22 protein-coding genes and 1 pseudogene are annotated in these 25,115 nt (G+C 72.6%); 9 read left to right on the top strand and 14 right to left on the bottom strand.

The genetic code is table 11. From position 1 onward, the window contains the following. Positions 1 to 126 precede the first annotated feature (126 nt). Entirely contained in the window at positions 127 to 1,659 is a 1,533-nt protein-coding gene (locus ACH4E8_RS24800) for an aldehyde dehydrogenase (NADP(+)) (protein ID WP_398451661.1), read from the bottom strand. Between the two features lie 209 nt (positions 1,660 to 1,868). Here ACH4E8_RS24800 and ACH4E8_RS24795 point away from each other — a divergent pair, with 209 nt between their 5' ends. From ACH4E8_RS24795 to ACH4E8_RS24775, 5 genes are all read left to right on the top strand, one after another. Then, positions 1,869 to 2,657, top strand: a complete 789-nt coding sequence (locus tag ACH4E8_RS24795; RefSeq protein ID WP_398451659.1) for an IclR family transcriptional regulator — start codon at positions 1,869 to 1,871, stop codon at positions 2,655 to 2,657. Positions 2,658 to 2,731: 74 nt separating this feature from the next. Further along, positions 2,732 to 4,036: a sensor histidine kinase gene (locus ACH4E8_RS24790; protein WP_398451656.1), complete on the top strand. Its 1,305-nt coding sequence runs from the start codon at positions 2,732 to 2,734 to the stop codon at positions 4,034 to 4,036. A 5-nt stretch (positions 4,037 to 4,041) separates the two neighbouring features. Further along, positions 4,042 to 4,689 carry a response regulator gene (locus tag ACH4E8_RS24785; RefSeq protein ID WP_398451911.1) on the top strand — a complete coding sequence of 216 codons (648 nt, stop codon included), beginning with the start codon at positions 4,042 to 4,044 and terminating at the stop codon, positions 4,687 to 4,689. A gap of 99 nt (positions 4,690 to 4,788) precedes the next feature. Continuing rightward, complete coding sequence (locus ACH4E8_RS24780; protein WP_398451653.1) at positions 4,789 to 6,237, top strand: peptidoglycan D,D-transpeptidase FtsI family protein; 1,449 nt, start codon at positions 4,789 to 4,791, stop codon at positions 6,235 to 6,237. A gap of 213 nt (positions 6,238 to 6,450) precedes the next feature. Continuing rightward, entirely contained in the window at positions 6,451 to 7,653 is a 1,203-nt protein-coding gene (locus ACH4E8_RS24775) for an MFS transporter (protein ID WP_398451650.1), read from the top strand. Positions 7,654 to 7,719: 66 nt separating this feature from the next. Here the strand turns inward: ACH4E8_RS24775 and ACH4E8_RS24770 are convergent, their stop codons facing one another. Continuing rightward, positions 7,720 to 8,055 carry a hypothetical protein gene (locus tag ACH4E8_RS24770; RefSeq protein ID WP_398451647.1) on the bottom strand — a complete coding sequence of 112 codons (336 nt, stop codon included), beginning with the start codon at positions 8,053 to 8,055 and terminating at the stop codon, positions 7,720 to 7,722. 349 nt (positions 8,056 to 8,404) lie between these two features. Beyond that, a pseudogene (locus ACH4E8_RS24765) lies at positions 8,405 to 8,810 on the bottom strand (dihydrodipicolinate synthase family protein); the annotation flags it as partial. A 338-nt stretch (positions 8,811 to 9,148) separates the two neighbouring features. Between ACH4E8_RS24765 and ACH4E8_RS24760 the strand changes: the two are divergent. Continuing rightward, entirely contained in the window at positions 9,149 to 9,973 is an 825-nt protein-coding gene (locus ACH4E8_RS24760; protein ID WP_398451645.1) for an NAD-dependent epimerase/dehydratase family protein, read from the top strand. A gap of 98 nt (positions 9,974 to 10,071) precedes the next feature. Then, positions 10,072 to 11,292, top strand: coding sequence for a TerD family protein (locus tag ACH4E8_RS24755; protein ID WP_398451643.1), 1,221 nt, complete (start codon positions 10,072 to 10,074; stop codon positions 11,290 to 11,292). A gap of 114 nt (positions 11,293 to 11,406) precedes the next feature. Here ACH4E8_RS24755 and ACH4E8_RS24750 read toward each other — a convergent pair whose 3' ends face one another. The 4 genes from ACH4E8_RS24750 to ACH4E8_RS24735 all read right to left on the bottom strand — a co-directional run bounded on the left by ACH4E8_RS24750 (position 11,407) and on the right by ACH4E8_RS24735 (position 16,712). Next, on the bottom strand, positions 11,407 to 12,423 hold the full coding sequence (locus ACH4E8_RS24750) for a 1-aminocyclopropane-1-carboxylate deaminase (RefSeq protein WP_398451640.1): 1,017 nt from the start codon (positions 12,421 to 12,423) through the stop codon (positions 11,407 to 11,409). Continuing rightward, positions 12,413 to 13,072 carry a GntR family transcriptional regulator gene (locus tag ACH4E8_RS24745; RefSeq protein ID WP_398451637.1) on the bottom strand — a complete coding sequence of 220 codons (660 nt, stop codon included), beginning with the start codon at positions 13,070 to 13,072 and terminating at the stop codon, positions 12,413 to 12,415. Before ACH4E8_RS24745 ends, ACH4E8_RS24750 begins: the two co-directional genes overlap by 11 nt. 102 nt (positions 13,073 to 13,174) lie before the next feature. After that, positions 13,175 to 14,770, bottom strand: coding sequence for a TROVE domain-containing protein (locus ACH4E8_RS24740; RefSeq protein ID WP_398451635.1), 1,596 nt, complete (start codon positions 14,768 to 14,770; stop codon positions 13,175 to 13,177). A 472-nt stretch (positions 14,771 to 15,242) separates the two neighbouring features. Beyond that, on the bottom strand, positions 15,243 to 16,712 hold the full coding sequence (locus ACH4E8_RS24735) for a hypothetical protein (protein ID WP_398451632.1): 1,470 nt from the start codon (positions 16,710 to 16,712) through the stop codon (positions 15,243 to 15,245). Positions 16,713 to 17,103: 391 nt separating this feature from the next. On the opposite strand from ACH4E8_RS24735, the gene ACH4E8_RS24730 reads away from it, so the two are divergent. Further along, the gene (locus ACH4E8_RS24730; RefSeq protein WP_398451630.1) at positions 17,104 to 18,963 is read left to right on the top strand and encodes an endonuclease/exonuclease/phosphatase family protein; all 1,860 of its coding nucleotides are present in this window, start codon (positions 17,104 to 17,106) and stop codon (positions 18,961 to 18,963) included. 22 nt (positions 18,964 to 18,985) lie between these two features. Here ACH4E8_RS24730 and ACH4E8_RS24725 read toward each other — a convergent pair whose 3' ends face one another. Further along, positions 18,986 to 19,753, bottom strand: coding sequence for an antibiotic biosynthesis monooxygenase (locus tag ACH4E8_RS24725; protein WP_398451627.1), 768 nt, complete (start codon positions 19,751 to 19,753; stop codon positions 18,986 to 18,988). 178 nt (positions 19,754 to 19,931) lie between these two features. Between ACH4E8_RS24725 and dapA the strand changes: the two genes are divergently transcribed. Beyond that, entirely contained in the window at positions 19,932 to 20,825 is an 894-nt protein-coding gene (gene dapA, locus ACH4E8_RS24720; RefSeq protein WP_398451625.1) for a 4-hydroxy-tetrahydrodipicolinate synthase, read from the top strand. Between the two features lie 78 nt (positions 20,826 to 20,903). On the opposite strand, the gene dapD is transcribed toward dapA, so the two are convergent. The 6 genes from dapD to ACH4E8_RS24690 form a co-directional block, all read right to left on the bottom strand. Further along, positions 20,904 to 21,893, bottom strand: a complete 990-nt coding sequence (gene dapD / locus ACH4E8_RS24715) for a 2,3,4,5-tetrahydropyridine-2,6-dicarboxylate N-succinyltransferase (RefSeq protein ID WP_398451623.1) — start codon at positions 21,891 to 21,893, stop codon at positions 20,904 to 20,906. Positions 21,894 to 21,902: 9 nt separating this feature from the next. Further along, positions 21,903 to 22,508 carry a TetR/AcrR family transcriptional regulator gene (locus ACH4E8_RS24710; protein WP_398451620.1) on the bottom strand — a complete coding sequence of 202 codons (606 nt, stop codon included), beginning with the start codon at positions 22,506 to 22,508 and terminating at the stop codon, positions 21,903 to 21,905. Further along, positions 22,508 to 22,828, bottom strand: coding sequence for a multidrug efflux SMR transporter (locus tag ACH4E8_RS24705; RefSeq protein WP_361960350.1), 321 nt, complete (start codon positions 22,826 to 22,828; stop codon positions 22,508 to 22,510). The genes ACH4E8_RS24710 and ACH4E8_RS24705 overlap by 1 nt, the downstream gene beginning before the upstream one ends. Before the next feature lie 134 nt (positions 22,829 to 22,962). Beyond that, on the bottom strand, positions 22,963 to 23,301 hold the full coding sequence (locus tag ACH4E8_RS24700; RefSeq protein ID WP_361537757.1) for a metal-sulfur cluster assembly factor: 339 nt from the start codon (positions 23,299 to 23,301) through the stop codon (positions 22,963 to 22,965). A 20-nt stretch (positions 23,302 to 23,321) separates the two neighbouring features. Next, complete coding sequence (sufU, locus tag ACH4E8_RS24695) at positions 23,322 to 23,789, bottom strand: Fe-S cluster assembly sulfur transfer protein SufU (protein WP_398451617.1); 468 nt, start codon at positions 23,787 to 23,789, stop codon at positions 23,322 to 23,324. A 12-nt stretch (positions 23,790 to 23,801) separates the two neighbouring features. Next, positions 23,802 to 25,061, bottom strand: coding sequence for a cysteine desulfurase (locus tag ACH4E8_RS24690; RefSeq protein WP_398451615.1), 1,260 nt, complete (start codon positions 25,059 to 25,061; stop codon positions 23,802 to 23,804). Positions 25,062 to 25,115: the final 54 nt, after the last annotated feature.

Raw genomic sequence — 25,115 nt, 5'->3', positions numbered from 1 at the left:
GGGCCCGACGCATTCCTGCGCCGGCGCGGTGGGGCGTGTCCGCACGGCCCCGCGACGTCCCCGTGCCGCAGGACTACGGTGCCTGTCCACCGGCACAGGGACATCCGCAGGACGGTGAAGACGGCCCTACGGAACGTCGAGTCGGCCGTCCACGCGGCGCGGCAGCCCGAGGGGGTTGTCCTCCGCGAGCTCCGGCGGCAGCAGTGCGGCGGGGGTGCTCTGGTACGTGACCGGGCGCAGCCAGCGTTCGACGGCGGTGGCGCCGACGGACGTGGCGGTGGAGGTGGTCGCCGGGTAGGGCCCGCCGTGGTGCTGCGCGGGGGCGACCGCCACTCCGGTGGGCCAGCCGTCGACGAGGATCCGGCCCGCGAGTGGCGTCAGTTCGGCGAGCAGCGCGGCGCCCCTCCCCCGCCCCTCCGCCTCGGCCGCCGACAGGTGCAGGGTCGCGGTGAGGTTGCCGGGGAGCCGGCCGAGCACCGCGGTGACGTCGTCGTCGGTGGCGTACCGGGCGACGACGGTGACGGGGCCGAAGCACTCCTCCAGCAGCAGTTCGTGCGGGCCGTCCGCGGTCAGCAGGGCCGCCGGGACGGTCAGGAAGCCGGCGTTGACGGTGTGCTCGCCGCCCGCGCCGGGGGTCAGCGGGGTTTCGACGGACGGCAGGAGGGCCCGCTCCCGTACGCCGTCGACGAAGGCCGCGCGCATCCGGTGGTCGAGCATCACGCCGGGTTCGGTGTTGCCGAGCGCGGCCGTCAGGGACTCCACGACCTGGTCGCCCGCGGCCGACTGCGGGACGAGGACGAAGCCGGGCTTGGTGCAGAACTGCCCTTCGCCGAGGGTCATGGAGCCGGCGAGTCCGGTGCCGATCTCGGCGGCGCGCTCGGCGGCCGCCCCTTCGGTGACGACGACGGGGTTCAGGGAGCCCAGCTCGCCGTGGAAGGGGATGGGGACGGGGCGGGCCGCCGCCGCGTCGAAGAGGGCGCGTCCGCCGCGTACGGAACCGGTGAAGCCGGCCGCGGCGACCGTCGGGTGGCCGACCAGCGTCACGCCGGCGTCGAAGCCGTGGACGACGGCGACCACGTCCTCGGGCAGCCCGGCCCGGGCGGCCGCGCGGCGCAGCAGGGTCGCGCAGAGTTCGGAGGTGGCGGGGTGGTCCGGGTGCGCCTTGACGACGACGGGGCAGCCGGCGGCGAGCGCGCTGGCGGTGTCGCCGCCGGGCACGGAGAAGGCGAGCGGAAAGTTGCTCGCCGCGTACACGGCGACGACCCCGAGCGGGATCTTGTAGCGGCGCAGGTCGGGCCAGGGCGGGGTGCGGCCGGCGTCGGCGTGGTCGATGCGCACGTCCAGGTAGGAGCCTTCGTCGACGACGTCGGCGAAGGCTCTCAATTGGGCCGTGGTGCGGGCGAGTTCGCCGGTCAGCCGGGTGGGACCGAGGGCGGTCTCCGCGTCGGCGACTTCGATGACCGGGTCCCGGGCCTCGTCGAGCAGGTCGGCCGCGGCGCGCAGTAGGGCGGCGCGGGCGGACCGGTCGGCGAGCGCGGCGGCGGACGCGTGCGCCGCGCGCACCGCGCGGTCGACCTCCGCGGCCGTGGACTCCACCGCGACCTGCTCCCGCGGCTTCCCGGTTCGGGGGTCGACACTCCAGACTGGTGCTGCTGTCACCGCGGCTTCCTCTCCGGTGTTCGTCGTCGCCGGCGACGTCAGTGCTGTCGTTGCCGGCACCGTCCACGACGTGCGTCGCATCGCACGGGCCGACCATCCCTCAGGGCTTGTTCGGTATCGTGAACGATGTTCCTGTTGATGAATGGCACGGGGGACTCCGGACTCTATTTCCGGGTGTTCCGGACGGTCAAGAAGGGGGCGTGGGGCCGATGTCGGCTGCCGATTCAGGCGGTTCGGGCGGTTCGGGCGGGGCGCAGGTCAAGTCCGCGGTGCGGACCGTGGAGTTGCTGGAGTACTTCGCCGGGCGTCCCGGGATGCACTCGCTCGCCGCGGTCCAGGAGGCGGTCGGCTACCCCAAGTCCAGCCTCTACATGCTCCTGCGGACCCTGGTGGAACTCGGCTGGGTGGAGACCGACGCGACCGGCACCCGGTACGGGATCGGGGTGCGCGCCCTGCTGGTCGGCACGTCGTACATCGACGGTGACGAGGTCGTCGCGGCGGCCCGCCCCACGCTCGACCGGCTCTCCGACGACACCACGGAGACCATCCACCTCGCCCGTCTCGACGGCACCAACGTGGTGTATCTGGCCACCCGCCAGTCCCAGCACTACCTGCGGCCCTTCACCCGGGTCGGACGCCGGCTGCCGGCGCACTCCACCTCGCTCGGCAAGGCGCTGCTCGCGACGTACAGCGACGAGCAGGTGCGCAAGATGCTGCCGAAGACGCTCTCGTCGCTGACGGAGCACACCGTCACGGACCGGGAGAAGCTCATCGAGGAGTTGCACGCGGTGCGGGAGCAGGGGTACGCGGTGGACCGCGAGGAGAACACCCTGGGCCTGCGCTGCTTCGGGGTGGCGATTCCTTACCGGACGCCGGCGCGGGACGCCATCAGTTGCTCGGTGCCGGTGGCCCGGCTGACCCCCGGGCACGAACAGCTCATCAAGGACGCCCTGTTCGACGCACGGGACAGGCTGACCCTCGCCACCAGACGGCTGTGAGGGCCGCCGACTTACGGGTTGACCGGGGGGCAGGAGTGGGGGGAGCTCCACAGGTACGGGTGGGGGCACGGGCGGTGTTGCGCGCGCTGTTCGGCAGGCGGGCGCGCGGGCGCTGGCTCCATCTGGTGCTGGGCGGCGCGCTGTTGATGCCGTTCTGGATGCTGGCCGGTGTGGTCGTCGGCCCGTTCACCGACGTGCGCTCGCTGGTGCCGACGTCCATCGGGGACCAGTTGCTGCTGTACGCGGTCGCGCTCCCACTGGCCACCGCGACGGCGCTGGTCTCCCAGCTGCGGCCGTTGTCGGTGGCGGCGGCACGGGCGCTGTGCACGCTGCCGGACGGGGCGCTGGCCGACGGGTCGGCGCGGTCGCGGGCGGCCCGGCTGCGGACCGCGGCCTGGTTCACGCTGCACACCGGGGTGGGTGCGCTGGTCAGCGGGGCGTCCTTGGCGCTGCCGCCGTTCGCGGCGAGTACGGCCCTGGTGCCGTTCGTCCCGCCGCTGCGCACCTGGCTGCGGGTGCCGGACCTCCCGATCTGGCTGCTCGCGCTCTTCCCCTTCGCCGGCGTCGCCATGCTGCTGGCGCTGGCGGGGGTCTCGGTGGCGGCCGGGGCGCTGTTGGCTCGGGCGGCACCGGTGCTGCTGGGGCCGACGCCCGCGGATCGGCTGGCGGCGGCCGAGCGGCGCGCGAACGAGTTGGCCGAGCGCAATCGGCTCGCGCGGGAGCTGCACGACTCGGTGGGGCACGCGCTGAGCGCGGTCACGCTCCAGGCCGGCGCCGCGCGCCGGGTCGTCGACCGCGATCCGGAGTTCGTACGGCAGGCGCTGGAGGCGATCGAGGAGACCGCCCGGCGCACGGTCGACGAGTTGGACGCGGTCCTCGGTCTGCTGCGGGACGACGGGGCGGCCCGGGCCCACGGAGCGGTGGCCGACGGACCCACGCTCACCGAGTTGGACGGGCTCCTGGCGCGCAGCGGGATGCCGGTGACGCGGGAGCGGGAGTCGCAGCGGATGACGGTCGGTGCGCTGGAGGGGATTCCGGCGCCGGTGTCGCGTGCCGCGTACCGCATCGTCCAAGAGGGGCTGAGCAACGCGCTGCGGCACGCGGGGGCGGTCCCGGTGTCCCTGCGGATCGCCCGGCGCGGCGCGGAATCGGATGGACCAGAAGCACTGGACGCATTGGAGATCACGATGGAGAACCCACTGCCGGGCCGGGCCCCGGTGGTCCGCCCGGGTGGCGGGCGCGGGGTGGCGGGCATGGTCGAACGGGCTGCGGCCCTCGGGGGCGTCGTCGCTGCGGGTCCCGCGGACGGAGTTTGGCGACTGTACGCCAAGCTCCCCCTGAACGACCGTTCGGGTGGCACGCTGGGATTCGATCGGTGAGCGCGGTGCGGGTCGTGATCGCCGATGACGAGCGGATGGTGCGCACTGCGCTGCGCGTGATCCTGGAAGCGGAGCCCGACCTGGAGGTGATCGGAGAGGCCAGTACCGGCGAGGAAGCCGTGTCCGCGGTGTGCGAGCTGCGGCCCGATGTGGTGCTGATGGACGTGCGGATGCCGGAGCTGGACGGCATCGGGGCGACCGAGCGGATCCTCGCCGCGTTGGACGCACCGCCGCGGATCCTGGTGGTGACGACGTTCGAGAACGACGCGTACGTGTACGACGCGCTGCGCGCCGGCGCGGCGGGCTTCCTGCTCAAGCGGGCCGAAGCGGACCACTTGGTGCAGACGGTCCGGCTGGTCGCCCGGGGCGATGCGCTGGTGTTCCCGTCGGCGGTGCGCGCACTGGCGGAGGCGTACGGCCCGGGGCCGTCCAGCGCTCCCCCGGCCTGGGTGGCGCGGCTGACCGAGCGGGAGGCGGACGTGCTGCGCCTGATGGCGAAGGGCCTGACGAACAGGGAGGTGGCCCGTGAGATGGAGGTGGGACCGGCGACGGTGAAGAGCCATGTGGCGGCGGTGCTGGCGAAGACGGGCACCCGCGACCGCACCCAGGCGGTGATCGCGGCGTACGACGCGGGGTTCGTGGCACCCCGCTGACCGGACGGGGCCGGCGGCACGTCTGAAGAAACTCTGAGAATCTCCGGAAAGGGAGGTGACGGGGAACCCGGCGGGGGACGCCGGTCGTCCTCAGGTGGGATGAACAGGACGATCAGACACAGCGCCGTCTTCTGTCTGCTGCTGGTGCTGGCCCTGCTGGTGCGGGCCACCTGGGTGCAGACGTACGACGCCGAGGCGCTCGCGGACAACGACAAGAACCGGCGCAAGGTCATCGACCAGTACGCACAGCCGCTGGGTGACATCGTGGTGGCCGGCACCCCGGTCACCGGCTCCACCCGCACCACCGGCAGCGACCTGGCGTACAAGCGGACGTACACCGACGGCGAGCTGTACTCGGCCGTGACGGGGTTCAGCTCGCAGGCGTACGGCTCGACGCAGTTGGAGGGCATTTACAGCGATGTGCTCGACGGCACGGACGACCGGCTCAAGGACCCGGTGGAGGCGCTCACCGGCAAGCAGTTGGCGCCCGGTGACGTCCTGACGACGATCGACCCCGAGGTGCAGCGCGCGGCGTTCGAGGCGCTGGGCGACATCAAGGGCGCGGCCGTCGCCATGGAGCCGTCGACGGGGAAGATCCTCGGCCTGGTCAGCACGCCGTCGTACGACCCGTCGACGATCGCCGGCACCTCCGACGGCAAGGAGTGGCAGCAGTTGCTGGACGACCCGGACAAGCCGATGGTCAACCGTGCACTGCGCCAGCCGCTGGCGCCGGGGTCGACGTTCAAGCTGGTCACGGCCGCCGCCGCGTTGGAGGAGGGGCTGTACGACTCGGTGGACGAGAAGACCGACAGCCCGATGCCGTACGTGCTGCCGAACAGCACCCACGTACTGCCGAACGACATCGCCGGCGCGCCCTGTGAGGACGCGTCGATCCGCACCGCGCTGCGCTGGTCGTGCAACAACGTCTTCGGGAAGATCGCGGAGGACCTGGGGGACGACAAGCTGCGGGCGATGGCGGAGAAGTTCGGCTTCAATGACGAGGAGCGGGACGTCCCGGTCCGGGCGTACGCCAGCGTCTACCCCGAGTCGCCGGACAAGCCGCAGACCGCGCTCACCGGCATCGGTCAGTTCGAGGTGACGGCGACCCCGTTGCAGATGGCGATGGTGTCATCGGCGATCGCCAACGACGGCGTCCTGATGGACCCGCACATGGTGAAGCAGGTGATCGACTCGGCGGGGACCGAGCTCCAGGCGTACGACGGCGCGCCGGGCGAGCGCATCGTCTCGAAGGAGACCGCGGAGCAGTTGCGCAGTGCGATGGTCACCGTCGTCGAGGACGGCACCGGCTCCAACGCCAAGGTCGGCGGCGCCGAGGTGGGCGGCAAGACGGGCACGGCGCAGCGGGGCGTGGACAACAAGGGCAAGCCGTACGCCTGGTTCACCTCGTACGCCAAGGACGCCGACAGCGGCAAGGAGGTCGCGGTGGCGGTGGTGATCGAGGACGCGGGCGGCCCCCGCTCCGAGGTCAGCGGCAACGGCCTGGCGGCGCCGGTGGCCCAGAAGGTGATGGCCGCCGCGCTGAAGTGATGCCCGGCCGGTCCGGGGCGGGGTCAGCCCGCGTACGGATCGGAGGTGTCCCCCGGGGAGGCTGAGGGCCTTCGCCTGCCGCTCCTGTTCGCCCTGAGGCCCTGGCGGGGCCTTCGGCTAGGGCAGTCGCCCGATCCCTCGCGGGGTCCTTAGTCGCCACGCTGGCTCGCGGCAGGAATGCGACGACGGCGGGGAACGAGCGGGGGACCACGGGTGGACAGGGGCTGGGCGGCCTTCGCGGTGCTACGGGACCGCAACGCCGGGCTGTACTTGGGCGGTGTGGTGGTCTCGGGTTTCGGCACGACCGCGCTCTGGCTGGTCGCCGGGATCTGGGTGAAGGAGCTGACCGGCTCGAACAGCCTCGCGGCGCTGACGACGTTCGCGATGTGGGCGCCCGTGCTGGTCGCGCCGCTGCTGGGCACGGTCGCCGACCGGGTGCGCCGTCGGCCGTTGCTCGTCGCGACGAACCTGGCGTCGGCGGCCGTCCTGGTGCCGCTGCTGGCGGTGGACTCGGCGGACCTGGTGTGGCTGCTGCTCGTGGCACTCGTGCTGTACGGGCTGTGCGCACAGGTCCACGACGCGGCGGAGACCGCGTTGGTGGCCACCGTGGTGGACGGCCGGCTGCTGGGTGACTTCAACGGGCTGCGGCTGACCGCCAAGGAGGGCACGAAGATGCTGGCGCCGCTGGTCGGCGCGGGCCTCTTCGCCCGGTTCGGGGCCGCGCCCGTGGTCCTGGTCGACATCGCCTCCTTTCTGCTCGCGGCCTGGGTGTGCGTCCTGCTGCGGGTGCGGGAGCCGCGGCCGGTGCGGGCGGCCGGCGGCGGTCTGCGCCGGGACGCGGTGGAGGGCGTCCGACAGATCCGGCGCTCGGCCGCGATGCGCCCGCTGGTGCTCGCGGGCGGGGTGACGATGTTCCTCGCGGGCGTCAACGGCGCCCTGGTCTTCGCGGTCGTCGACGCCGTCCTCGACCGCTCCCCCGCGTTCGTCGGCGTGCTGTACGCGGCGCAGGGCCTGGGCTCCGTCCTGGTCGGCCTCGTCACGGGCCCGCTGCTGCGCCGGCTGTCCGCGCGGCGGTTCGCCGCCGCGGGGATCGCGCTCTTCGCACTGGCCGCGGCGGCGCGGGCGCTGCCGTACGACGCCCTGGCCCTGGTGGGCAGCGTCGGCGTCGGTTTCGGGCTGCCGTGTGTCCTGATCGCCGCGATGACGACGGTGCAGCAGCACGCGCCGGCCGAGGCCCTGGGGCGCACCGCGGCGACCGCGAGCACGGTGATGTACGCGCCGAACGCGGTCGCGCTGGCGCTGGGCGCCGGGCTGGTCGCGGTGGTGGACGTGCGGGTGACGCTGGCGGTGTTGGGGGCGGCGGGCGTGGCGACGGCGCTGGTGCTGCTGCGGCGGCAACGCAGCGACGTGCCGTGATCCGGGCCCAGCTGGCGCGTGCCCAATCGGCCTGTGCTCAATCGACGGGCGCCCAGTCGGCGTGGCTCAGTTGGCAAGTGCCAGCGCCGCGGCGACGTGCGCCAGGTCCGCGTCCGACGCCAGTCCGGCGTGGTGCAGCCGCGCCTGCGTCGCCCCGGCCTCCTCGGCGCGCGCCAGGTCGTCGGCGAGCGTCTGCGGCCGTCCGCCCAGCGCGCTCACGACGGTGACGTTGGCCGCGACGACGGAGTCCGCCCGCCGGCCCGGGTCGACGAAGGGCTCCAGCGGCTGCGGCCCGTCGGTGCTGGGCATCACGACCCCGTCCGCGATCGACAGGACGTGCGCGGGGTCGACCCCGGCGTGGGCCCCGCAGTGGAGCGCCACGGGGTCGGCGTGCAGCAGCACCTGGAAGCCGCGCGGCGACCGTCTCCTCCTGGAAGGAGCGGGCGGTGCGGGTGCGGAAGGCCAACGTCGCGGTGGCGAGTTCGAAGCCGATGAGCTGCTCGATGCCCGCGTGCGCGGGGGCGTCGCCGCTCCAGACCGGTTCGAGTGCGGCACGCACGGCCGCGGCCAGCCGCTACGGCTCCAGCCCGTGCCGGGCGTACCCCTCGAAGCAGGACGAGCAGAAGCAGAGGGACATCAGGTACTGGGCGGCGTCCCCGAGCGCCACTCCGGCGATCTTGTCGTGGGCGTGCAGATGGGCGAGGCCGTACCAGCCGCAGGACTCCAACTCGGTGCCCGCGGCGCCGGGCCTGACGGCGGCTTCGGTGCGGGCGAGGGCGAGCACCGTCTCCGGGCTGAACAGGGCGTTGTCATGCTGGTAGACGATGACGTCGAGGTCGGTGGCGGCGGCCAGTTCGGCGTAGTGGCGGCGCAGCCCCGCCTGGTCGCCGACGACGAGGTACCGGGGGCAGGGCGAGGAGTCCGTCGGCGCCCGCGTCGGCGGCGAGCCGGGCGAACTCGACGGCGAGCGCCGTGCCGTAGCCGGCGCCCGCGACGACCGGGACGGCGCCGGCGGCGGCGCCCGCGGCCACCCCCCGCCGCACGTGGGTCCGGTAGACGTCGAGGTCGAGCACGCCGTCCGGTCCGTACGCCGTGACGGGGACGAAGAGCGGTCCTTGGACCCGGGTGAGCCGGGCGGCGAGCGGGGCTGTGGTCACGGGCGCTCCCTGAACCGTGCACCGGGGCCTGCATGCCCCCGTGCACCATTCTGATTGATGTCCATGTCCCTGAACGCCGTCACGCTAGGACAGCGCTCCAAGGCCGGCCAAGACGGAAAACCGCAACTCAGGGGCGGAATCGGCGCCCACGCGCAACACTTGACGGTGTTCGGCGCCGCTCCCTAGCGTGTCCATGCATGTGAATGGTGTTTGTCTATGTCTACAACCGTGAGCGTCCGCGGTCAGGGAGGCGCCGCGGGAGCCCCGGCCCGGCACAACGACGTACGGCATGACGACGTACGACGAGACGAGACGAAGCACGACGAGGAGACCCGTCCATGCCCGCTCCCCGCACGGTCCTGCTCACCGGCGCCGCAGGCGGACTCGGCACGCTGATGCGGGGACTCCTCCCCGCGTACGGCTACGAGCTCCGGCTCTTCGACGTCACCCCCATCGAGGGCGAGCCCGACGCCATCACGGCCGACCTGGCCGACCGGGCGGCGCTGCGCGCGGCGGTGGCGGGCGTCGACGCGGTGCTGCACCTGGCCGCCATCTCCCTGGAAGCGCCCTTCGAGAAGATCCTCCGCGCCAACGTCGAGGGGACGTACCACCTGTACGAGGCGGTACGGGAGGCCGGGGTGCCGCGCGTCGTCTTCGCCTCCAGCAACCACGCCGTCGGCTACACGCCGCGCCCCGCGGGCGGGCCGCCCGTCGCCCGTGACGAGCTGATCCCCATCGACACCCCGCGCCGCCCGGACACGTATTACGGCCTGTCGAAGTGCTTCGGCGAGGACCTGGCGCAGCTCTACTGCGACCGGCACGGGGTGGAGACGGTCTCGGTGCGGATCGGCTCCTGCTTCATGGAGCCCACCTCCGTGCGGATGCTGTCGGTGTGGCTGAGCCCCGGCGACGGCGCCCGGCTCTTCCACGCGGCGCTCACCGCGCCGGACGTGGGCCACAGCGTCGTCTACGGTTCGTCGGCGAACACCCGGCTGTGGTGGGACCTGTCGAGCGCGCGGGCGCTGGGGTACGAGCCGCAGGACGACTCCGAGCAGTTCGCCGCCAAGCTCGTCGCGGAGCAGGGCGAGCTGGACCCGGAGAACCCGGCCCACCGTTGCTTGGGCGGCCAGTTCGTCACCGACCCTCCGCAGTGGCCGCTCTGAGCCCGTCCGGGGCCGGCTCCGAGCCGGGCAAACGAGCGAAAAGTCGAAAGCGCGAAGGGTAAGGGAACGGCAAAGCGGTCCCGGTCGTTACTCCTGGCATGACCGTTATGACCCCTGGCTCGAACATCCCCCTCCCCACCGCGCGAGTGACGGTGGACGTCGCGGCCCCGGTGCGGCTCGACGTTTCGGGCCTGCTCCTCACCGCCGCCGGCAAGGTGCGCTCCGACGCCGACTTCATCTTCTACAACCAGCCGACGGGCCCGGGCGTGACCTATCGGTCCGGCGGAGGCTCCGCGCCGGACGCCATCGTGGTCGACACCTCCGCCGTCCCGCCCGGCATCGAGAAGATCGTGGTCACCGCCAGTCCGGACGCCGCGGGCCAGACCTTCCAGGGCATCGAGCCCACGGCCACCCTGCGCAGCGCCGACGACGGCACCCCGCTCGCCACCTTCACCCCGCCCCAGCTCGGCGGCGAGACCGCCCTCGTCGTCGTGGAGATCTACCTGCGCAACGGCGCGTGGAAGGCCCGTGCCGTGGGCCAGGGTTACGCCAACGGTCTGGCCGGCATCGCGACCGACTTCGGCGTCTCGGTCGACGAGGAGCCCACCCCGCCCCCCGCCGCCCCGGTCGCCCCGCCGACCGCCTTCTCCGCCCCCACCCCGCCGGCGCCGCCCGCTCCCCCGTCGGCCCCCGTCGCCCCTGCCGCTCCTGCTGCTCCGCCCGCTCCCGCGCCCGGCGCCGGCAAGATCAACCTCGACAAGGGCCGGGTCAACCTCCAGAAGAACCAGACGGTCTCCCTGGTCAAGGGCGGCCGGCCGTTGCTGTCCCAGGTCAAGATGGGCCTCGGCTGGGAGCCCGCCTACCGCGGCAAGGACATCGACCTCGACGCCTCCGTGATCGCCTACGGCCCCCAGCGCAACCACCTCGACAGCTGCTACTTCGGCAAGCTCGCCATCCTGAACGGCGCCATCAAGCACTCCGGCGACAACCTCACCGGCGAAGGCGCCGGTGACGACGAGGTCATCACGGTCGACCTCGGCCGCCTCCCCGCCGACGCCACCGGCCTCGTCTTCACGGTGAACTCCTTCTCCGGCCAGAAGTTCACCGAGGTCGCCAAGGCGTACTGCCGCCTGCTGGACGCGGCCACCGGCGAAGAACTGGTCCGCTTCGACCTCACGACCGCCGAGCCGCAGACGGGCGTGATGATGGCCAAGCTCATCCGCCAGTACTCCGGCGAGTGGGAGATGACCGCCATGGGCGACTTCGTGAAGTCCCGCACGGTCCGCGGCATGGTCAAGCCGGCAGCTCAGGCGCTGTAGCCGGCCCACTGGCGCCCTGCCGGGCACAGGGCGCCAGTGAGGTCGCCGGGACCCCGACGAGACGTCCCGGCGGTGGCGCTTTCAGGGGTTCCTGCCCCGGGCGCGGGGCGTCCGTCAGCTCAGTGCGCTGTACGCGTTCAGGGCCGGCTGGCCGCCCAGGTGGGCGTAGAGGACCGTGGAGGTCGGGGCGATCTCGCCGCGGGTGACGAGGTCGATCAGGGCGGCCATGGACTTGCCCTCGTACACGGGGTCGGTGATCATGCCCTCCGTGCGGGCCGCGAGGCGCATCGCTGCGAGGGTGGTGTCGTCCGGGACGCCGTAGGTGCCCGCGTGGTAGCGGTCGTCGAGTTCGATGGAGTCGTCCGTCAGTTCGCGGGTCACGCCGAGGAGGGCGTCGGTGGTGCGGGTGATGCGGGCGATCTGGGCGCGGGTGGCGTCGGGGGCCGCGGAGGCGTCGACGCCCAGGACGCGGCGGGGACGGGCGCCGGATCGTTCGAGGGCGGCGAAGCCGGAGAGCATGCCGGCCTGGGTGCCGCCGGTGACGGAGCAGACGACCACGGTGTCGAAGAAGACGCCGAGTTCGCGCTCCTGCTGGGCCACCTCGTAGGCCCAGTTGGCGAAGCCGAGGCCGCCGAGGGGGTGGTCCGATGCACCGGCGGGGATCGCGTAGGGGCGGCGGCCGCTGGCCGTCACTTCCTCAAGCGTCTGCTGCCAACTCTCCCTGATGCCGATGTCGAAGCCCGCGGGCGCCATGCGGACGTCCGCGCCCGCGAGCCGGCTGATCTGGATGTTGCCGACCTTGTCGTAGCCGGGGTCGGTCCAGTCCACCCAGTCCTCCTGGACCAGGACGCAGTCCAGGCCGACCCGGGCGGCGACGGCCGCGACCTGGCGGGTGTGGTTGGACTGGACGCCGCCGATGGAGACCAGGGTGTCGCAGCCCTGCGCCAGGGCGTCCGCGACCAGGTACTCCAACTTGCGGGTCTTGTTGCCGCCGTAGGCGATCGGAGAGTTGCAGTCCTCCCGCTTCGCCCACAGCTCGGCGCCGCCGAGGTGGGCGGTCAGCCGGTCGAGGCGGTGCACCGGGGAGGGGCCGAAGAGCAGCGGGAAGCGTTCGTACGCGTCAAGCGACATGGTCGACTCCAGCCGTGAGGTTCGTGAGGGAACTCCAGATGTGCGCGGTGACCGCGGTCGCCTCCGCAACGTCGCCCGTCTCGCACGCGGCGATCAGCCGCTCGTGCATCCCCGCCGACTCCCACGCGCCCCGGGTGGCGAACAGTCGCCACTCCAGCCGTCGGATCAGCGGGGTGTAGCGGGCGATGGTCGCCGTCACCGCGCGGTTGCCGCACACCCGCACCAGTACGTCGTGCAGCGCGTCGTCCGCGTTCAGGGCGTCACCGGTCGCACCGGCGGCGACGGCCGCGGCGAAGCGGTCGTTGGCCGCGCGCATCTCGGCGACGTCCGCGGCGGACAACGAAGGTACGGCGGTACGGGTCGCCAACTCGTGCATCGCGCCCACCACCGCCCCCGCTTCCCGCACCGCGCGCGTGTCGATGCGGGTCACCCGGGTGTAGCTCTGGGGCTTGGTCTCCACCAGGCCGTCTTCCACGAGCCGGGCGAGCGCGTCCCGCACCGGGGCCCGGGACAGGCCGAGGCGCGCGGCGAGTTCGACGTCGCGCACGGGCTCGCCCGGGGCCAGCTCACCGCAGACGATGGCGTCGCGCAGGGCGACGTACGCGGTGTCACGCAACAGGGTTCGCCCCACGGGCCGCAACGTCGACATGGCCGGGATGCTAGATGACTGACATGTTAGATGTCAGCCCCTGTGACAGCATCGCCCCGGCGGCACCGAGTCGTTCGGGCCGCCGGGGCGTGGTCGAAAGCCTCAGGCCGCCGCCGCGTCCTGCAGCCACGGCCAGTCCGCACTGCGCCCCCGTTCCAGCAGGGACACCATCCCGAACGCGGCGTCCGACAGGCCGCCGAAGGTGTGCCGGTTCGCGGTGCCCGACGGGGCGTGCCCCGCCCGGTAGCCCTCCAGGTTCCAGGTGTACACCGGCACGTGCGCCGGGACCTGGCTCGTCGGGTCGCCACCGCGGTGCGCGTCGGCCTGCTCGTCCGTGACGATGAGCACCCGGTCGTGCTTGCGGTAGTGCCGGCGCACCGCCTCCGTGGTGTCGGTGCCGCCGAGGTTGTCGAAGCGTTCCAGCACCTTGAGCACCGACTCGCCCCGGCGGAAGTCCACCGCGCCGCTGTCGGTGCCGAACTGCACCAGGTCGGCGCGCTCGGCCCGCATCGCCACCGCGGTGCCGAACACGGCTGCCGCGTCCGCCCGGTTCAGCTCGGAGCGCTTGGTCAGCATGGACCAGAACATGGAGCCCGAGCGGTCGACCAGGACCAGCGTGCGGCCCGGCAGCGCGGGCACCCGGGCCAGCGAGTGGCCGAGCGCCTGCTCCAGGGCGTACGCCCACCGCAGCGACGGCGCGTGCTGGTAGGCGGCGAGGTAGCGGAAGGGGAACTGCCGCGAGCGCGCGACCTCCGCCGGGTCCGAGATCCGCGCGGCGACCCGTGCGGCGACTTCGTCCGAGACGCCGGCCTCGTCGAAGTTCCGCAGGTTCCGCACCAGCGCCATCGTCCCCATGGAGGGGATGACGGCCTCCCAGGCGGCGGCGTCCATCGGCCCCTGGAGCCAGCCCGCCAGGGCCTCCCAGGTCATGCCGGCCGCGGCCAGCCGCTCGACGCCGTCGGGCGCGACGACCTGCGCGCGCCGCTCGGCGACGGGCAGTTCCATCAGCGCGCGGTGGGCGGCGACGACGGGCAGCGCCGCGGGCACGACGGCGGCCTCGGGGTGGTGGCGCCGGTCGAGCGCGTACCGGAACAACTCGCCCTGCCAGGGCTTGTCGGGCGCGGGCGTGGCGTGCACCAGGTTGAGGACGTCGCCGAAGCGGAAGCCCTTGGCAGCGGTGTCGTACTTCAACAGCGCCTTCTCGCCCCACATCCGCGCCACGGCGTCGCTGACGCCGCGCTTGACGGGCTTGGGCAGGGCGCGGCCGTACTGGGCGTGCCAGTACCCGAGCAGTTCGCCGGGCTCGTCGGGGCGGCGCAGCACGGACGCGATCACGCTGCGGTTCGACGGGCCGTCGCTCGCCGCGGCGGCCAGCCGGGCGTGCACGTACTCGGCGGCGCCGACGAGGGACGCGGTCCGCATGTTGCCTTCGCTGCGCAGCCAGCCGAGGAGGCCGGCGGTCCACTGCGGGTCCTCGACGGCGAGTCGCCGCACGAGGGTGCGGAAGCGGTGGTCGCGCTCGCCCCCGGACTCGTAGAAGGTGTTCTGGGAGACGAAGTTGGCGACGGCGAGCAGGAAGAGCTCCGACTTCGGGTCGCGCTCGGCGCCGGTTCCGCCCTGGTGGGTGCGGAGCTTGCGGCCGGTGGAACGCACCGCGGAAACGGGCTTCTTGAGAAGGCGCTTGTTGAAGCGGGCCATTGGATGAATCCCCCCGAATTCACGGGGAGGTACGGCGTACGGGACGTGCCCGAGATCGGATCGGGCACGGGGAATCAGCTAGTTCACCCCGGGCGTGGTTCCCTTCCACCACCAGCCCCGTAAAGGGCCGGGCGGGACTCGAACCCGCTTCTCCCGGTCCGTAGAAGTATCCGTGTCCGGCGCACCGGGCACGTCTCGTACGCCGTACCTCCCGAGGTCAGCGCACCGGGAGGTGCGTCAAAGCGAAGAAAAGGCGTGCCCAGAGATCAAAGCGGCTGGACTGACATTAGGTGCTCTACCAATTGAGCTACATCGGCTCGAAAGCCGATGACGGGACTCGAACCCGCAACCGCCCCATTTGCAGTGGAAGTAAGTCCTGCCTGCGCACCTGGGCACGAACATCACTTTAGGACGCCGGCGACGGGAGCCACCACGTATTTTCCCGCAACCGCCCCGTGCGGCCCGAGGGGCGTCAGGCGCCCCGGGGCGTACGGGACTTGGCGCGGAACGCCGCCCGACGGGCCTCCTTCGCGATGCGGCGGTCCGGGTGGAGCCGGCCGATCGCCTCCAGCACCTCCGCCGTCGCGGGGTGGTCCACCCGCCAGACCGCGTCGAAGAAGCCGCTGTGCTGTCCGACCAGGTCCTGTACGAGGCCCTGGAGCTCGGCCAGTTCGCCGCCGGCGTCGAGTTGGGCGGCGATCGTGTCGACGGAGAGCCAGAAGATCATCGCTTCGGACGGCGGCGGCACGTCGGCCGCCCTGCGCTCGGCGAGCCAGACCCGGGCGAGCCCGCCCAGCTCGGCGTCGTCGAGGACGGCGCGCACCTCCGGCTCGCCCTCCGGGCCGATGAGGGTCAGTGCCAACTGACAGCGCAGCCGGCGCAGCGGGGCGCCCTCGTCCGCGCCGCGCGCCGCCGCGAGCAGCTCGCGCGCCGCGGCGGCGGGCTCGTGCCGGTCGAGCCACAGCTCGGTCTCGGCGCGGGCGGCCGACTCGGGGTAGTGCGCCAGCCCGTCGAGCAGGACGTCGGCGCCCTTGGCGGCCAGGTCGCCCACGGCGGGAACGTCCAACCCGGCCTCCAGCATCCGGGCCCGCACCCCGTACAGCCCGAGCGGCGTCAGCCGCACCAGGCCGTAGCGGGAGACGTCCTCCTCGTCCACGGGCTCGCCCGGCGCGGCGGCGTCCGCGCCGACCTCCGCCATCAGGTCTTCGTCGACGGGTCGGAAGTCGACCAGCCCGACGGACTCCAGCAGCCGGAACTGGTCGTCGAGCCGGACCATGGCGGTGGAGACCTGTTCGAGGACGTCGTCCGTGGGCTCCCCCATGTCGTCCGGGACGATCATCGAGGCGGCGAGGGCGGGCAGGGGCACGGGGTCGTTGCCGGCGCCGCCGTCGGTGACGGTGAGCAGGTACAGATTGCCGAGGACGCCGTCGAGGAACTCCGCCTCCCCCTCCGGGTCCCAGTCGAGTGCGGCGTAGTCGATCTCGCCGTCCTCGCCGATCACGTCGCTGATGTCGTCCAGCAGGGGCGCGATGGCGTCGGAGTGGGCGGCTTCCAGGACCTCCAGCCAGATGGCGAGGATGTCCTGCGGTCCGCCGGAGGTGAGCAGGGGGAGGTTCTCGCCCGGGGTCACCGTGCCGTACGCGTCGTCCGGGGCGTCGTCAGCGGGGTCGTGCACGGCCACCAGCCCGGCGTCCACGGCCGCCCGCCACGCCTCGCTCGCGTACGCCCGCCCCTCGTCGTCCTGCTCCAGGCCGATCTGTCCGGCCGCGGCGGACAGCTGCTCCTCGACCAGTTCGCCGCCGGCGCCGACCCGGGTCTCGGCCCCGGCCCAGCGGGCGAGGCGCACGGCCCGGGAGAGCAGGGTCGTGGCGAGCGCGTCCCGCGCCAGCTCCGCGTCGGAGTGCAGCCGTACGGGCGGCATGGAGGGACGGTCCTGGGGCATCGGCTGGTTCTCCTCGGGGCGGGTTCGGATCCGGGCGTGGCCCCGGGGCAGGGTTCCCCAGCGTAGACGCTTTCCCCTGCTTTCCGCGGCGCCTGGACGGTTCCCGGCCGCGAAGACGGCGAAGCATCGCCCCTGCGGCCGGAGCGCCCCCGGCGGACGTCCCCGGCGGCACTCCTGACCAGCGGCGGCGGGGCGTGCGCCGCCCGTACGCCGGCGTCATCGACGCGACGCCCGCCGTACATCCGGACGCCCTTGACAAGTGCCCTGCCCAGACCGGAGATTGACGCGCGTAGAGCCGTGCGGGCAGGTGTGCGCCGTGGTACCGCGCTCCTCGACCGCGCCGCCCCGCTCGCCGCCCTCAACCGTCCCTCACTCGACTCCCGGAGCTTCGATGTCCTCCTCGTCCTCCTCCGCGTCCTCCGCCATACCGAGACCGGCCGCCGTCGCCGTCCTGACGGCCGCCGCCCTCGCCGCCGGTCTGCTGGCCGGATCCGCCCCCGCCGCTGCGGACCCGGGGGTCCGGATCCACGACGTCCAGGGCACCACCCGCGTCTCCCCGCTGGCCGGCAAGCCGGTCGCCGACGTCCCCGGCATCGTCACCGGGGTACGGACCTACGGCTCGTCGCGCGGCTTCTGGTTCCAGGATCCGGGCGGCGACGGCAACCCCGCCACCAGCGAAGGCGTCTTCGTCTTCACCGGCTCGGGCTCCACGCCCACCGTGAAGGTCGGGGACTCCGTGCTGGTCTCCGGCACGGTGGCCGAGTTCGTCCCGGGCGGCGCGTCGTCCGGGAACCAGTCCCTGACCCAACTCACCCGCCCCTCGGTGACCGTGGTCTCCAGCGGCAACGCCGTGCCCGAGCCGGTCACCGTCGCCGCGTGGACCGTCCCCGGCGCGTACGCCCCCGCCGGCGACCCGGCGGTCGGCGGCAGCATCAACGGTCTGCGCCTGGACCCGCGCCGCTACGCCCTGGACTACTACGAGTCCCTGGAGGGCACCAACGTCCGCATCGGCACCTCCCGGATCGTGGGTGCCACCGACCCGTACTCCGAGCTGTGGGTGACGGTGAAGCCGCAGGAGAACCCGACCGCGCGCGGCGGGGCGCGCTACGGCTCGTACGAGTCGCAGAACACCGGCCGACTCAAGGTGCAGTCCCTCGTCCCGCTGGCCGAGGAGCCGTTCCCGAAGGCGAACGTGGGCGACGTGCTGAAGGGCGGCACGGAAGGGCCGCTGGACTTCAACCAGTTCGGCGGCTACACCCTGGCCGCCCGCGAACTCGGCACCGTCGTGGACCGCGGTCTGGAGCGGGAGCGGACCCGGCCGCAGACGAAGAACGAACTCTCGGTGGCCACGTACAACGTCGAGAACCTCGACCCGGGCGACCCGCAGGAGAAGTTCGACGCGCTCGGCCGGGCCGTGGTGGAGAACCTGGCGTCACCGGACGTGCTCGCCCTGGAGGAGATCCAGGACAACACGGGTGCGAAGAACGACGGCACCGTCGCCGCCGACCAGACGGTGCGCAAGTTCGTCGACGCGATCAGGGCGGCCGGCGGCCCCGCCTACGAGTGGCGCGGCGTCGACCCGGAGAACAACAAGGACGGCGGCGAGCCCGGCGGCAACATCCGTCAGGTCTTCCTCTTCAACCCCGAGCGGGTCTCCTTCACCGACCGCCCCGGCGCCGACGCCACCACGGCGACGGGCGTCGTGCGCGAGGGGCGCACCGCGGCCCTCACCCACTCGCCGGGCCGCGTCGCGCCCGCCGACGCCGCCTGGGAGTCCAGCCGCAAGCCGCTCGCCGGCGAGTTCGCCTTCCGCGGCAAGAAGGTCTTCGTCGTCGCCAACCACTTCGGCTCCAAGGGCGGCGACGAGTCCCTGACCTCGCACCGCCAGCCGCCGAACCGCTCGTCCGAGGTCAAGCGGCTGGCGCAGGCGCAGGCGGTGAACACCTTCGTCAAGGACCTGCTGGCGGTGGACCGCCGGGCGGACGTCCTGGTCGTGGGCGACATCAACGACTTCGAGTTCTCCGCGACGACGAAGGCGCTGACCGCCGGCGGCGCCCTGTACCCGGCCGTGAAGTCGCTGCCGCGCGAGGACCGCTACTCGTACGTCTTCCAGGGCAACAGCCAGGTGCTGGACCAGATCCTGACCAGCCCCGGCATCGGGCGCTTCGAGTACGACAGCGTCCACATCAACGCCGAGTTCACGGCGCAGAACAGCGACCACGACCCGCAGGTGCTGCGCTTCAGGCCGTGACACGACGGGTGGACGGCGCCGCTCACGCGCCCGGGTGCAGGCTCAGCCCGGGCGTGTAGCGGTTCACCCGCGACTCGCGCACTCCGGGGTAGGAGTGCACCCGCTCCCACGCCTCGGTCGCGGAGCCGATGCCGTCGCCGGGCGCGGCGAGGGCGGCGACGTGGGAGGCGGCGTCCGTCCACTCGGCGTAGTTGAGCACCCGGGTGCCGTCGGCGCCCAGGTGGAACCAGCCGGAGATCCCGGCGGCGCCCGGACGGTCGTCGCCGTCGGGTCCTTCGGCCGCGGTGAGCCCGGGGTCGCTCGCCAGCGCGTCGAAGACGCCGTCCACCCAGTCCCGCTGCCGGTCCCGGTCCGGCCCGTCGAACTCCACCTCGACGATCACCACGCACCCGGGGATCCGCAGGTCGTCGGGGTTCCCCCGGCCGCCGCGGTACAGCTCGTACGAGTGGAGCCCCAGGCGCTGGATGCCGGGCACCGCCGCGTCGATCTCGGCGTTCCGCTCGTCCCGGAACCCGGCCGAGAAGAACTGCTGGTAGGCGTCCTCGTCGGTCCACTGCGAGTAGTGCAGCAGGGTGCGGCCGTCGTTCCCCACGTGCACCGTGTACGACAGCAGCCCCAGGTCCGGCCAACTCCGCTTGCGCCACGCCGCGCCGATGGCCTCGATCGCGGCCCGTTGGCGCTCGGGGGTGCCGACGTCCCAGGTGGACACCTTGACCAGACCGACGCCGCCACGGGCGATGTCGGGCCGGGCATCGACCTGGGTGACGGCCGCGTTCGTGTGCACGGGCATGGTGACTCCCCTCTATCCGGGCGGAGCCTCCGTGGCCCGCCCTCGATCGCCATCCTGGGACGTCAAGCGCGGTTGAGGTCAACCCGACGGCGCAGCAGCACGTTTCAGCACGTCTAATGGTTCATCCGAAGCAGATCTAAGTGGACCTGCATCGTGTCGCCGCCGCACACTGCGGAGCATGAGCACTTCCCGCCCCCGCCCCTTCGGCCGGTTCCTCTGCGCCATGATCACGCCGTTCACCGCCGACGGCGCGCTGGACCTGGACGCCGCAGCGCGGCTGGCCCACGGACTGGTCGCGGACGGTTGCGACGGCCTGGTCCTGAACGGGACCACCGGTGAGTCCCCGACCACCTCCGACGCCGAGAAGTCCGCGCTCGTGCGGGCCGTGCGCGCCGCCGTCGGCGACGGGGTCCCGCTCGTCGCGGGCGTCGGCAGCGCGGACACCCGGCACACGGTCGAGCTGGCCCGGTCCGCCGAATCGGCGGGCGCCGACGGCCTGCTGGTCGTCGCCCCGTACTACAGCCGGCCCCCGCAGGCGGCCGTCGAGGCGCACCTCAGGGCCGTCGCCGACGCGGTCGGCGTTCCGCTGGTGGTGTACGACATCCCGGGCCGTACCGGGGTCCGCATCGCGCCCGAGACGCTGCTGCGCCTGGCCGAACACCCCCGCGTCGTGGCGGTCAAGGACTGTTCGTACGACCTGCTGGGCGCGGCCAAGGTGATCGCGGGCTCGGACCTCGCGTACTACTCGGGCTGCGACGAACTGCACCTGCCGCTGTACGCGATCGGCGGGGCCGGCTGCATCAGCACCGTCGCCAACGCGGCGCCCCGTGCGGTGCGCGCGGTCCTGGACGCCTTCGACCGGGGCGACACGGACGGAGCCGCCCGGCTGCACCGGTCGCTGCTGCCGCTGACCGAGTTGATGATGTGCGCCGAGTTGCCGGGGGCGGTGACGGCGAAGGCGCTGCTGGACGCCGGTCCGGTACGGGCTCCGCTCCAGGGCGCCGACCCGGCGGCGACGGCGGCCCTGCGCGCCGCGCACGGCGTGCTCACGGCGCAGCTCGCAGCGGCGTGAAGGCGGTGGGCGCGGGCGGGAACGCCGCCGGCCGGGGCGCTGGCGGCGACCCCGGCCGGGCGACGGACTGCACGGCCGTCAGTTGTGGGAGTGCAGGACCTCGTTCAGGCCGCCCCACACCGCGTTGTTCGGGCGGGCTTCGACCGCGCCGCTGACGGAGTTGCGCCGGAAGAGGATGTTGCTCGCCCCGGAGAGGTCGCGCGCCTTGACGATCTCGCCGTCCGGCATGGTGATGCGAGTGCCGGCCGTGACGTAGAGACCGGCCTCCACCACGCACTCGTCGCCCAGCGCGATGCCGACGCCCGCCTCGGCGCCGACCAGGCAGCGCTCGCCGATGGAGATGATGACGTTGCCGCCGCCGGACAGGGTGCCCATGGTGGAGGCGCCGCCGCCGATGTCGGAGCCGTTGCCGACGACCACGCCGGCCGAGATGCGGCCTTCGACCATCGAGGTGCCCAGCGTGCCGGCGTTGAAGTTGACGAAGCCCTCGTGCATCACGGTGGTGCCCTCGGCCAGGTGCGCACCGAGGCGGACGCGGTCGGCGTCGGCGATCCGCACGCCCTTGGGGGCGACGTAGTCCGTCATCCGCGGGAACTTGTCGATGCTGGTGACCTGGAGGTGCAGGCCCTCGGCGCGGGCGTTCAGCCGCACCTTCTCGACGTCGTCGACGGCGACGGGGCCGAGCGAGGTCCAGGCGACGTTGGCCAGCAGGCCGAAGAGGCCGTCGAGGCTCTGCCCGTGCGGCTTGACCAGCCGGTGCGACAGCAGGTGCAGCCGCAGGTAGGCGTCGTGGGCGTCGAGGGGCTTCTCGTCGAGCGAGGAGATGACCGTACGGACGGCGACGACCTCGACGCCGCGGCGGGCGTCCACGCCGAGCGCCTTGGCGGCCCCGGTGCCCAGGAGCGTGACGGCGCGGTCGGCGTCGAGGCGCTCGGTGCCGGCCGGGCCGGGCTCCGCGGTCAGCTCGGGGGCCGGGAACCAGGTGTCGAGGACGGAGCCGTCGGCGGCGATGGTGGCGAGCCCGGCCGCGACGGCGCCGGTGGTGCGGGGAGGGGTGCTATCGGTCATGAGGAGAACCTAACCGGCGACCGGGTCCGCGGGCGAACCCGTCTCGCCGCCGTCCGGGGCGCCCGCCGCGCCGTCGGCCCCGGCCAGCAGCCGGCCCAGCATCGTGCGGGCGTACGCCTCGTCGTACTCCCGGTCCGTCAGCAGCACTTGGAGGCTGACGCCGTCCATCAGGGCCACCACCCCGTGCGCGGTGGCCGGGTCGACCCGGCGGGCCAGCGCTTCGGTGACGCTCGCCACCCACTCCTGGGCGATCGGGCGCAGCACCGGCTTGCGGAGCGCGGCCAGGTACAGCTCGTACTCCAACTCGTTGGTGCCGCGGTCGCCGGCCAGCCACTGGCCGAGGGCCCGCGCCAGATCGGCCGCGAGGTCGCGGTCCGGGTCGTCGAGCCGGACGTTTCGGAAGACGGTGTCGGAGAACGAGGCGTTGGTCTGGCGCAGGGCGGCGACGAGCAGTTCGTCGAGGGAGGCGAAGTGGTACGTCGTGGAGCCGAGCGGCACGTCGGCCTCGGCGGCGACGGAACGGTGGCTCAGCCCACCGATGCCCTCGCGGCGGACGACGCGGATCGCCGCGTCGATGATGCGCTGGCGCCGCTCGGGGTCGTAGCGGCGGGCCATCAGTGGGCCCCGCCGATGTTCAGCACCACGACGCCGGCGACGACCAGGCCGATGCCGGCGAACTTCACGAGGTCGGTGGACTCGTTCATGAACACCATCCCGATGGCGGCGACGGCGGCGGTGCCCACGCCGGCCCAGATCGCGTACGCGGTGCCGATGGAGAGGGTCTTCAGCGTCTGGGCGAGCAAGGAGAAGGCGATGACGTAGCCGACGACGGTGATCAGCGACGGCCAGAGCTTGGTGAAGCCCTCGCTGTACTTCATGGCGGTGGTGGCGAGCACCTCCGCCGCGATGGCCCCGGCGAGCAGTCCGTATCCCATGCGTACGACTGTACACAACGATGCGTACGCCCGTACACAACGGCGCCGGGAAGCGAAAACGACCGTGCCCACCGGGGTGAACCGGTGGGCACGGTCGTACTGCGCGACGGCGCCGGGCCGTGAGCCGGACGGGCTCAGACGTTGAACCCGAGGGCGCGGAGCTGCTCCCGCCCGTCGTCCGTGATCTTGTCCGGACCCCACGGCGGCATCCAGACCCAGTTGATCTTCAGCTCGTTGACCAGCCCCTCCGTCGCCGACTGGGCCTGGTCCTCGATCACGTCGGTCAGCGGACACGCCGCGGAGGTCAGGGTCATGTCCAGCGTGGCGACGTTGGAGTCGTCGACGTGGATGCCGTAGATCAGGCCGAGGTTGACGACGTCGATGCCCAGCTCGGGGTCGACGACGTCGTAGAGCGCCTCCCGGATCTCTTCCTCACTGGCCGGCTTGAGCGCGGCTGCTGCGTTCTCGGTCATGCCTTAGTCCTTAGGTCCTCTCAGGCGCTCTCGGGAACGCCGGATCCGCCGCCCAGCGCCTGGGCGGTCGCGTCCTTCCACGCCATCCAGCCGAGCAGCGCGCACTTCACCCGCGCCGGGTACTTGGAGACGCCGGCGAAGGCGACCGCGTCCTCCAGCACCTCCTCCATGGCGTCGTCGGGCTCGATCCGGCCCTTGGACTGCATCAGCTCCAGGAAGGTGGCCTGGATCTTCTGCGCCTCCGCCAGCTCCTTGCCGACCAGCAGTTCGTTCAGCACGGACACGCTGGCCTGGCTGATGGAACAGCCCTGCCCCTCGTACGAGACGTCCACGACGCGGGTGCCGTCGTACTTCACCCGCAGCGTGATCTCGTCGCCGCACGTGGGGTTCACGTGGTGCACCTCGGCGTCGCCGTCCCGAAGACCCCGACCGTGCGGGTTCTTGTAGTGGTCGAGGATGACGTCCTGGTACATCGAATCAAGCTTCACTGGGGCTCCGCTCTACCCGAAGAATTGACGGACGTGCTCCAGCCCGTCGACCAGGGCGTCCACCTCGCCGGGCGTGGAGTACAGATAGAACGACGCTCGCGTGGTCGCGGGAATTCCGTACCGCAGGCAGACCGGACGCGCGCAGTGGTGCCCGACGCGCACGGCGATGCCTTCTTCGTCCAGCACCTGGCCCACGTCGTGGGGGTGGATGTCACCGAGCGTGAAGGAGATCGCGGCACCGCGGTCCTCGGCCGTGACCGGGCCGATGATCCGCAGGTCCGGGACCTCCAGCAGGCGCTTGAGCGCGTACTCGGTGATCGCGTGCTCGTGCGCGGCGATCTTCTCCATGCCGATGGCGTTGAGGTAGTCCACCGCCGCACCGAGGCCGACGGCCTGGGCGATCGGCGGCGTGCCCGCCTCGAACTTGTGCGGCGCCGGTGCGTAGGTGGACGAGTGCATCGAGACGGTCTCGATCATCTCGCCGCCACCGAGGAACGGCGGCAGGTCCTCCAGCAGCTCCTGGCGGCCCCACAGCACGCCGATGCCGGTCGGGCCGCACATCTTGTGCCCGGTGAAGGCGACGAAGTCGGCGCCGAGCGCCTGGACGTCCAGCGGGGCGTGCGGGGCGGCCTGGGAGGCGTCGATCAGCACCAGGGCGCCGACCTCCTGGGCGCGGCGCACGATGGCCTCGACCGGGTTGATCGTGCCCAGGATGTTGGAGACCAGCACGAAGGAGACGATCTTCGTCTTCTCGGTGATGACCTCGTCGATGGCGCTCAGGTCGAGGTGGCCGTCGTCGGTGAGGCCGAACCACTTCAGCTTCGCGCCGGTGCGCTGGGCGAGCAGCTGCCACGGCACGATGTTGGAGTGGTGCTCCATCTCCGTGATGACGATCTCGGTGTCCCGGTCGACCCGGTAGGGCTCGTCGGCCCAGCCGAGCATGTTCGCCACCAGGTTCAGCGACTCCGAGGCGTTCTTGGTGAAGACCACCTCGTCGCGGCTGGGCGCGTTGATGAACTCGGCGACCTTGGTGCGGGCGTCCTCGTAGAGGGCCGTGGCCTCTTCGGCGAGCACGTGGACGCCGCGGTGCACGTTGGCGTGGTGGCGCTCGTAGTAGTTGCTCATCGCCTCGATGACCTGGCGGGGGCGCTGGGAGCTGGCCGCGCTGTCGAGGTAGACGAGCTTCTTGCCGTCGTGGATGACCCGGTCGAGGATCGGGAAGTCCTTGCGGATCGCCTCGGTGTCGAGGAGGCCCGGCAGTTGAGGTGTCACACCCTTCCCCTTCTCTCAGGTACTCCGCCCGCTGGACGCGGCGGAAGGTTTCGC

Origin of the sequence: Streptomyces sp. NPDC017979 (genome assembly GCF_044328175.1) — a bacterium.
Taxonomy (GTDB): domain Bacteria; phylum Actinomycetota; class Actinomycetes; order Streptomycetales; family Streptomycetaceae; genus Streptomyces.
The sequence above is the reverse complement of the archived record's forward strand: the minus strand, read 5'-3'. Positions and strand labels throughout refer to the sequence as shown.

Excerpts from the sequence above, each read along its gene's own strand:
- ACH4E8_RS24795 (WP_398451659.1), top strand. The coding sequence starts at position 1,869 with ATGTCGGCTGCCGATTCAGGCGGTTCGGGCGGTTCGGGCGGGGCGCAG.
- ACH4E8_RS24780 (WP_398451653.1), top strand. The coding sequence starts at position 4,789 with ATGAACAGGACGATCAGACACAGCGCCGTCTTCTGTCTGCTGCTGGTG.
- ACH4E8_RS24760 (WP_398451645.1), top strand. The coding sequence starts at position 9,149 with ATGCCCGCTCCCCGCACGGTCCTGCTCACCGGCGCCGCAGGCGGACTC.
- ACH4E8_RS24755 (WP_398451643.1), top strand. The coding sequence starts at position 10,072 with ATGACCGTTATGACCCCTGGCTCGAACATCCCCCTCCCCACCGCGCGA.
- ACH4E8_RS24750 (WP_398451640.1), bottom strand. The coding sequence starts at position 12,423 with ATGTCGCTTGACGCGTACGAACGCTTCCCGCTGCTCTTCGGCCCCTCC.
- ACH4E8_RS24745 (WP_398451637.1), bottom strand. The coding sequence starts at position 13,072 with ATGTCGACGTTGCGGCCCGTGGGGCGAACCCTGTTGCGTGACACCGCG.
- ACH4E8_RS24740 (WP_398451635.1), bottom strand. The coding sequence starts at position 14,770 with ATGGCCCGCTTCAACAAGCGCCTTCTCAAGAAGCCCGTTTCCGCGGTG.
- ACH4E8_RS24735 (WP_398451632.1), bottom strand. The coding sequence starts at position 16,712 with ATGCCCCAGGACCGTCCCTCCATGCCGCCCGTACGGCTGCACTCCGAC.
- ACH4E8_RS24730 (WP_398451630.1), top strand. The coding sequence starts at position 17,104 with ATGTCCTCCTCGTCCTCCTCCGCGTCCTCCGCCATACCGAGACCGGCC.
- ACH4E8_RS24725 (WP_398451627.1), bottom strand. The coding sequence starts at position 19,753 with ATGCCCGTGCACACGAACGCGGCCGTCACCCAGGTCGATGCCCGGCCC.
- dapA (WP_398451625.1), top strand. The coding sequence starts at position 19,932 with ATGAGCACTTCCCGCCCCCGCCCCTTCGGCCGGTTCCTCTGCGCCATG.
- dapD (WP_398451623.1), bottom strand. The coding sequence starts at position 21,893 with ATGACCGATAGCACCCCTCCCCGCACCACCGGCGCCGTCGCGGCCGGG.
- ACH4E8_RS24710 (WP_398451620.1), bottom strand. The coding sequence starts at position 22,508 with ATGGCCCGCCGCTACGACCCCGAGCGGCGCCAGCGCATCATCGACGCG.
- ACH4E8_RS24705 (WP_361960350.1), bottom strand. The coding sequence starts at position 22,828 with ATGGGATACGGACTGCTCGCCGGGGCCATCGCGGCGGAGGTGCTCGCC.
- ACH4E8_RS24700 (WP_361537757.1), bottom strand. The coding sequence starts at position 23,301 with ATGACCGAGAACGCAGCAGCCGCGCTCAAGCCGGCCAGTGAGGAAGAG.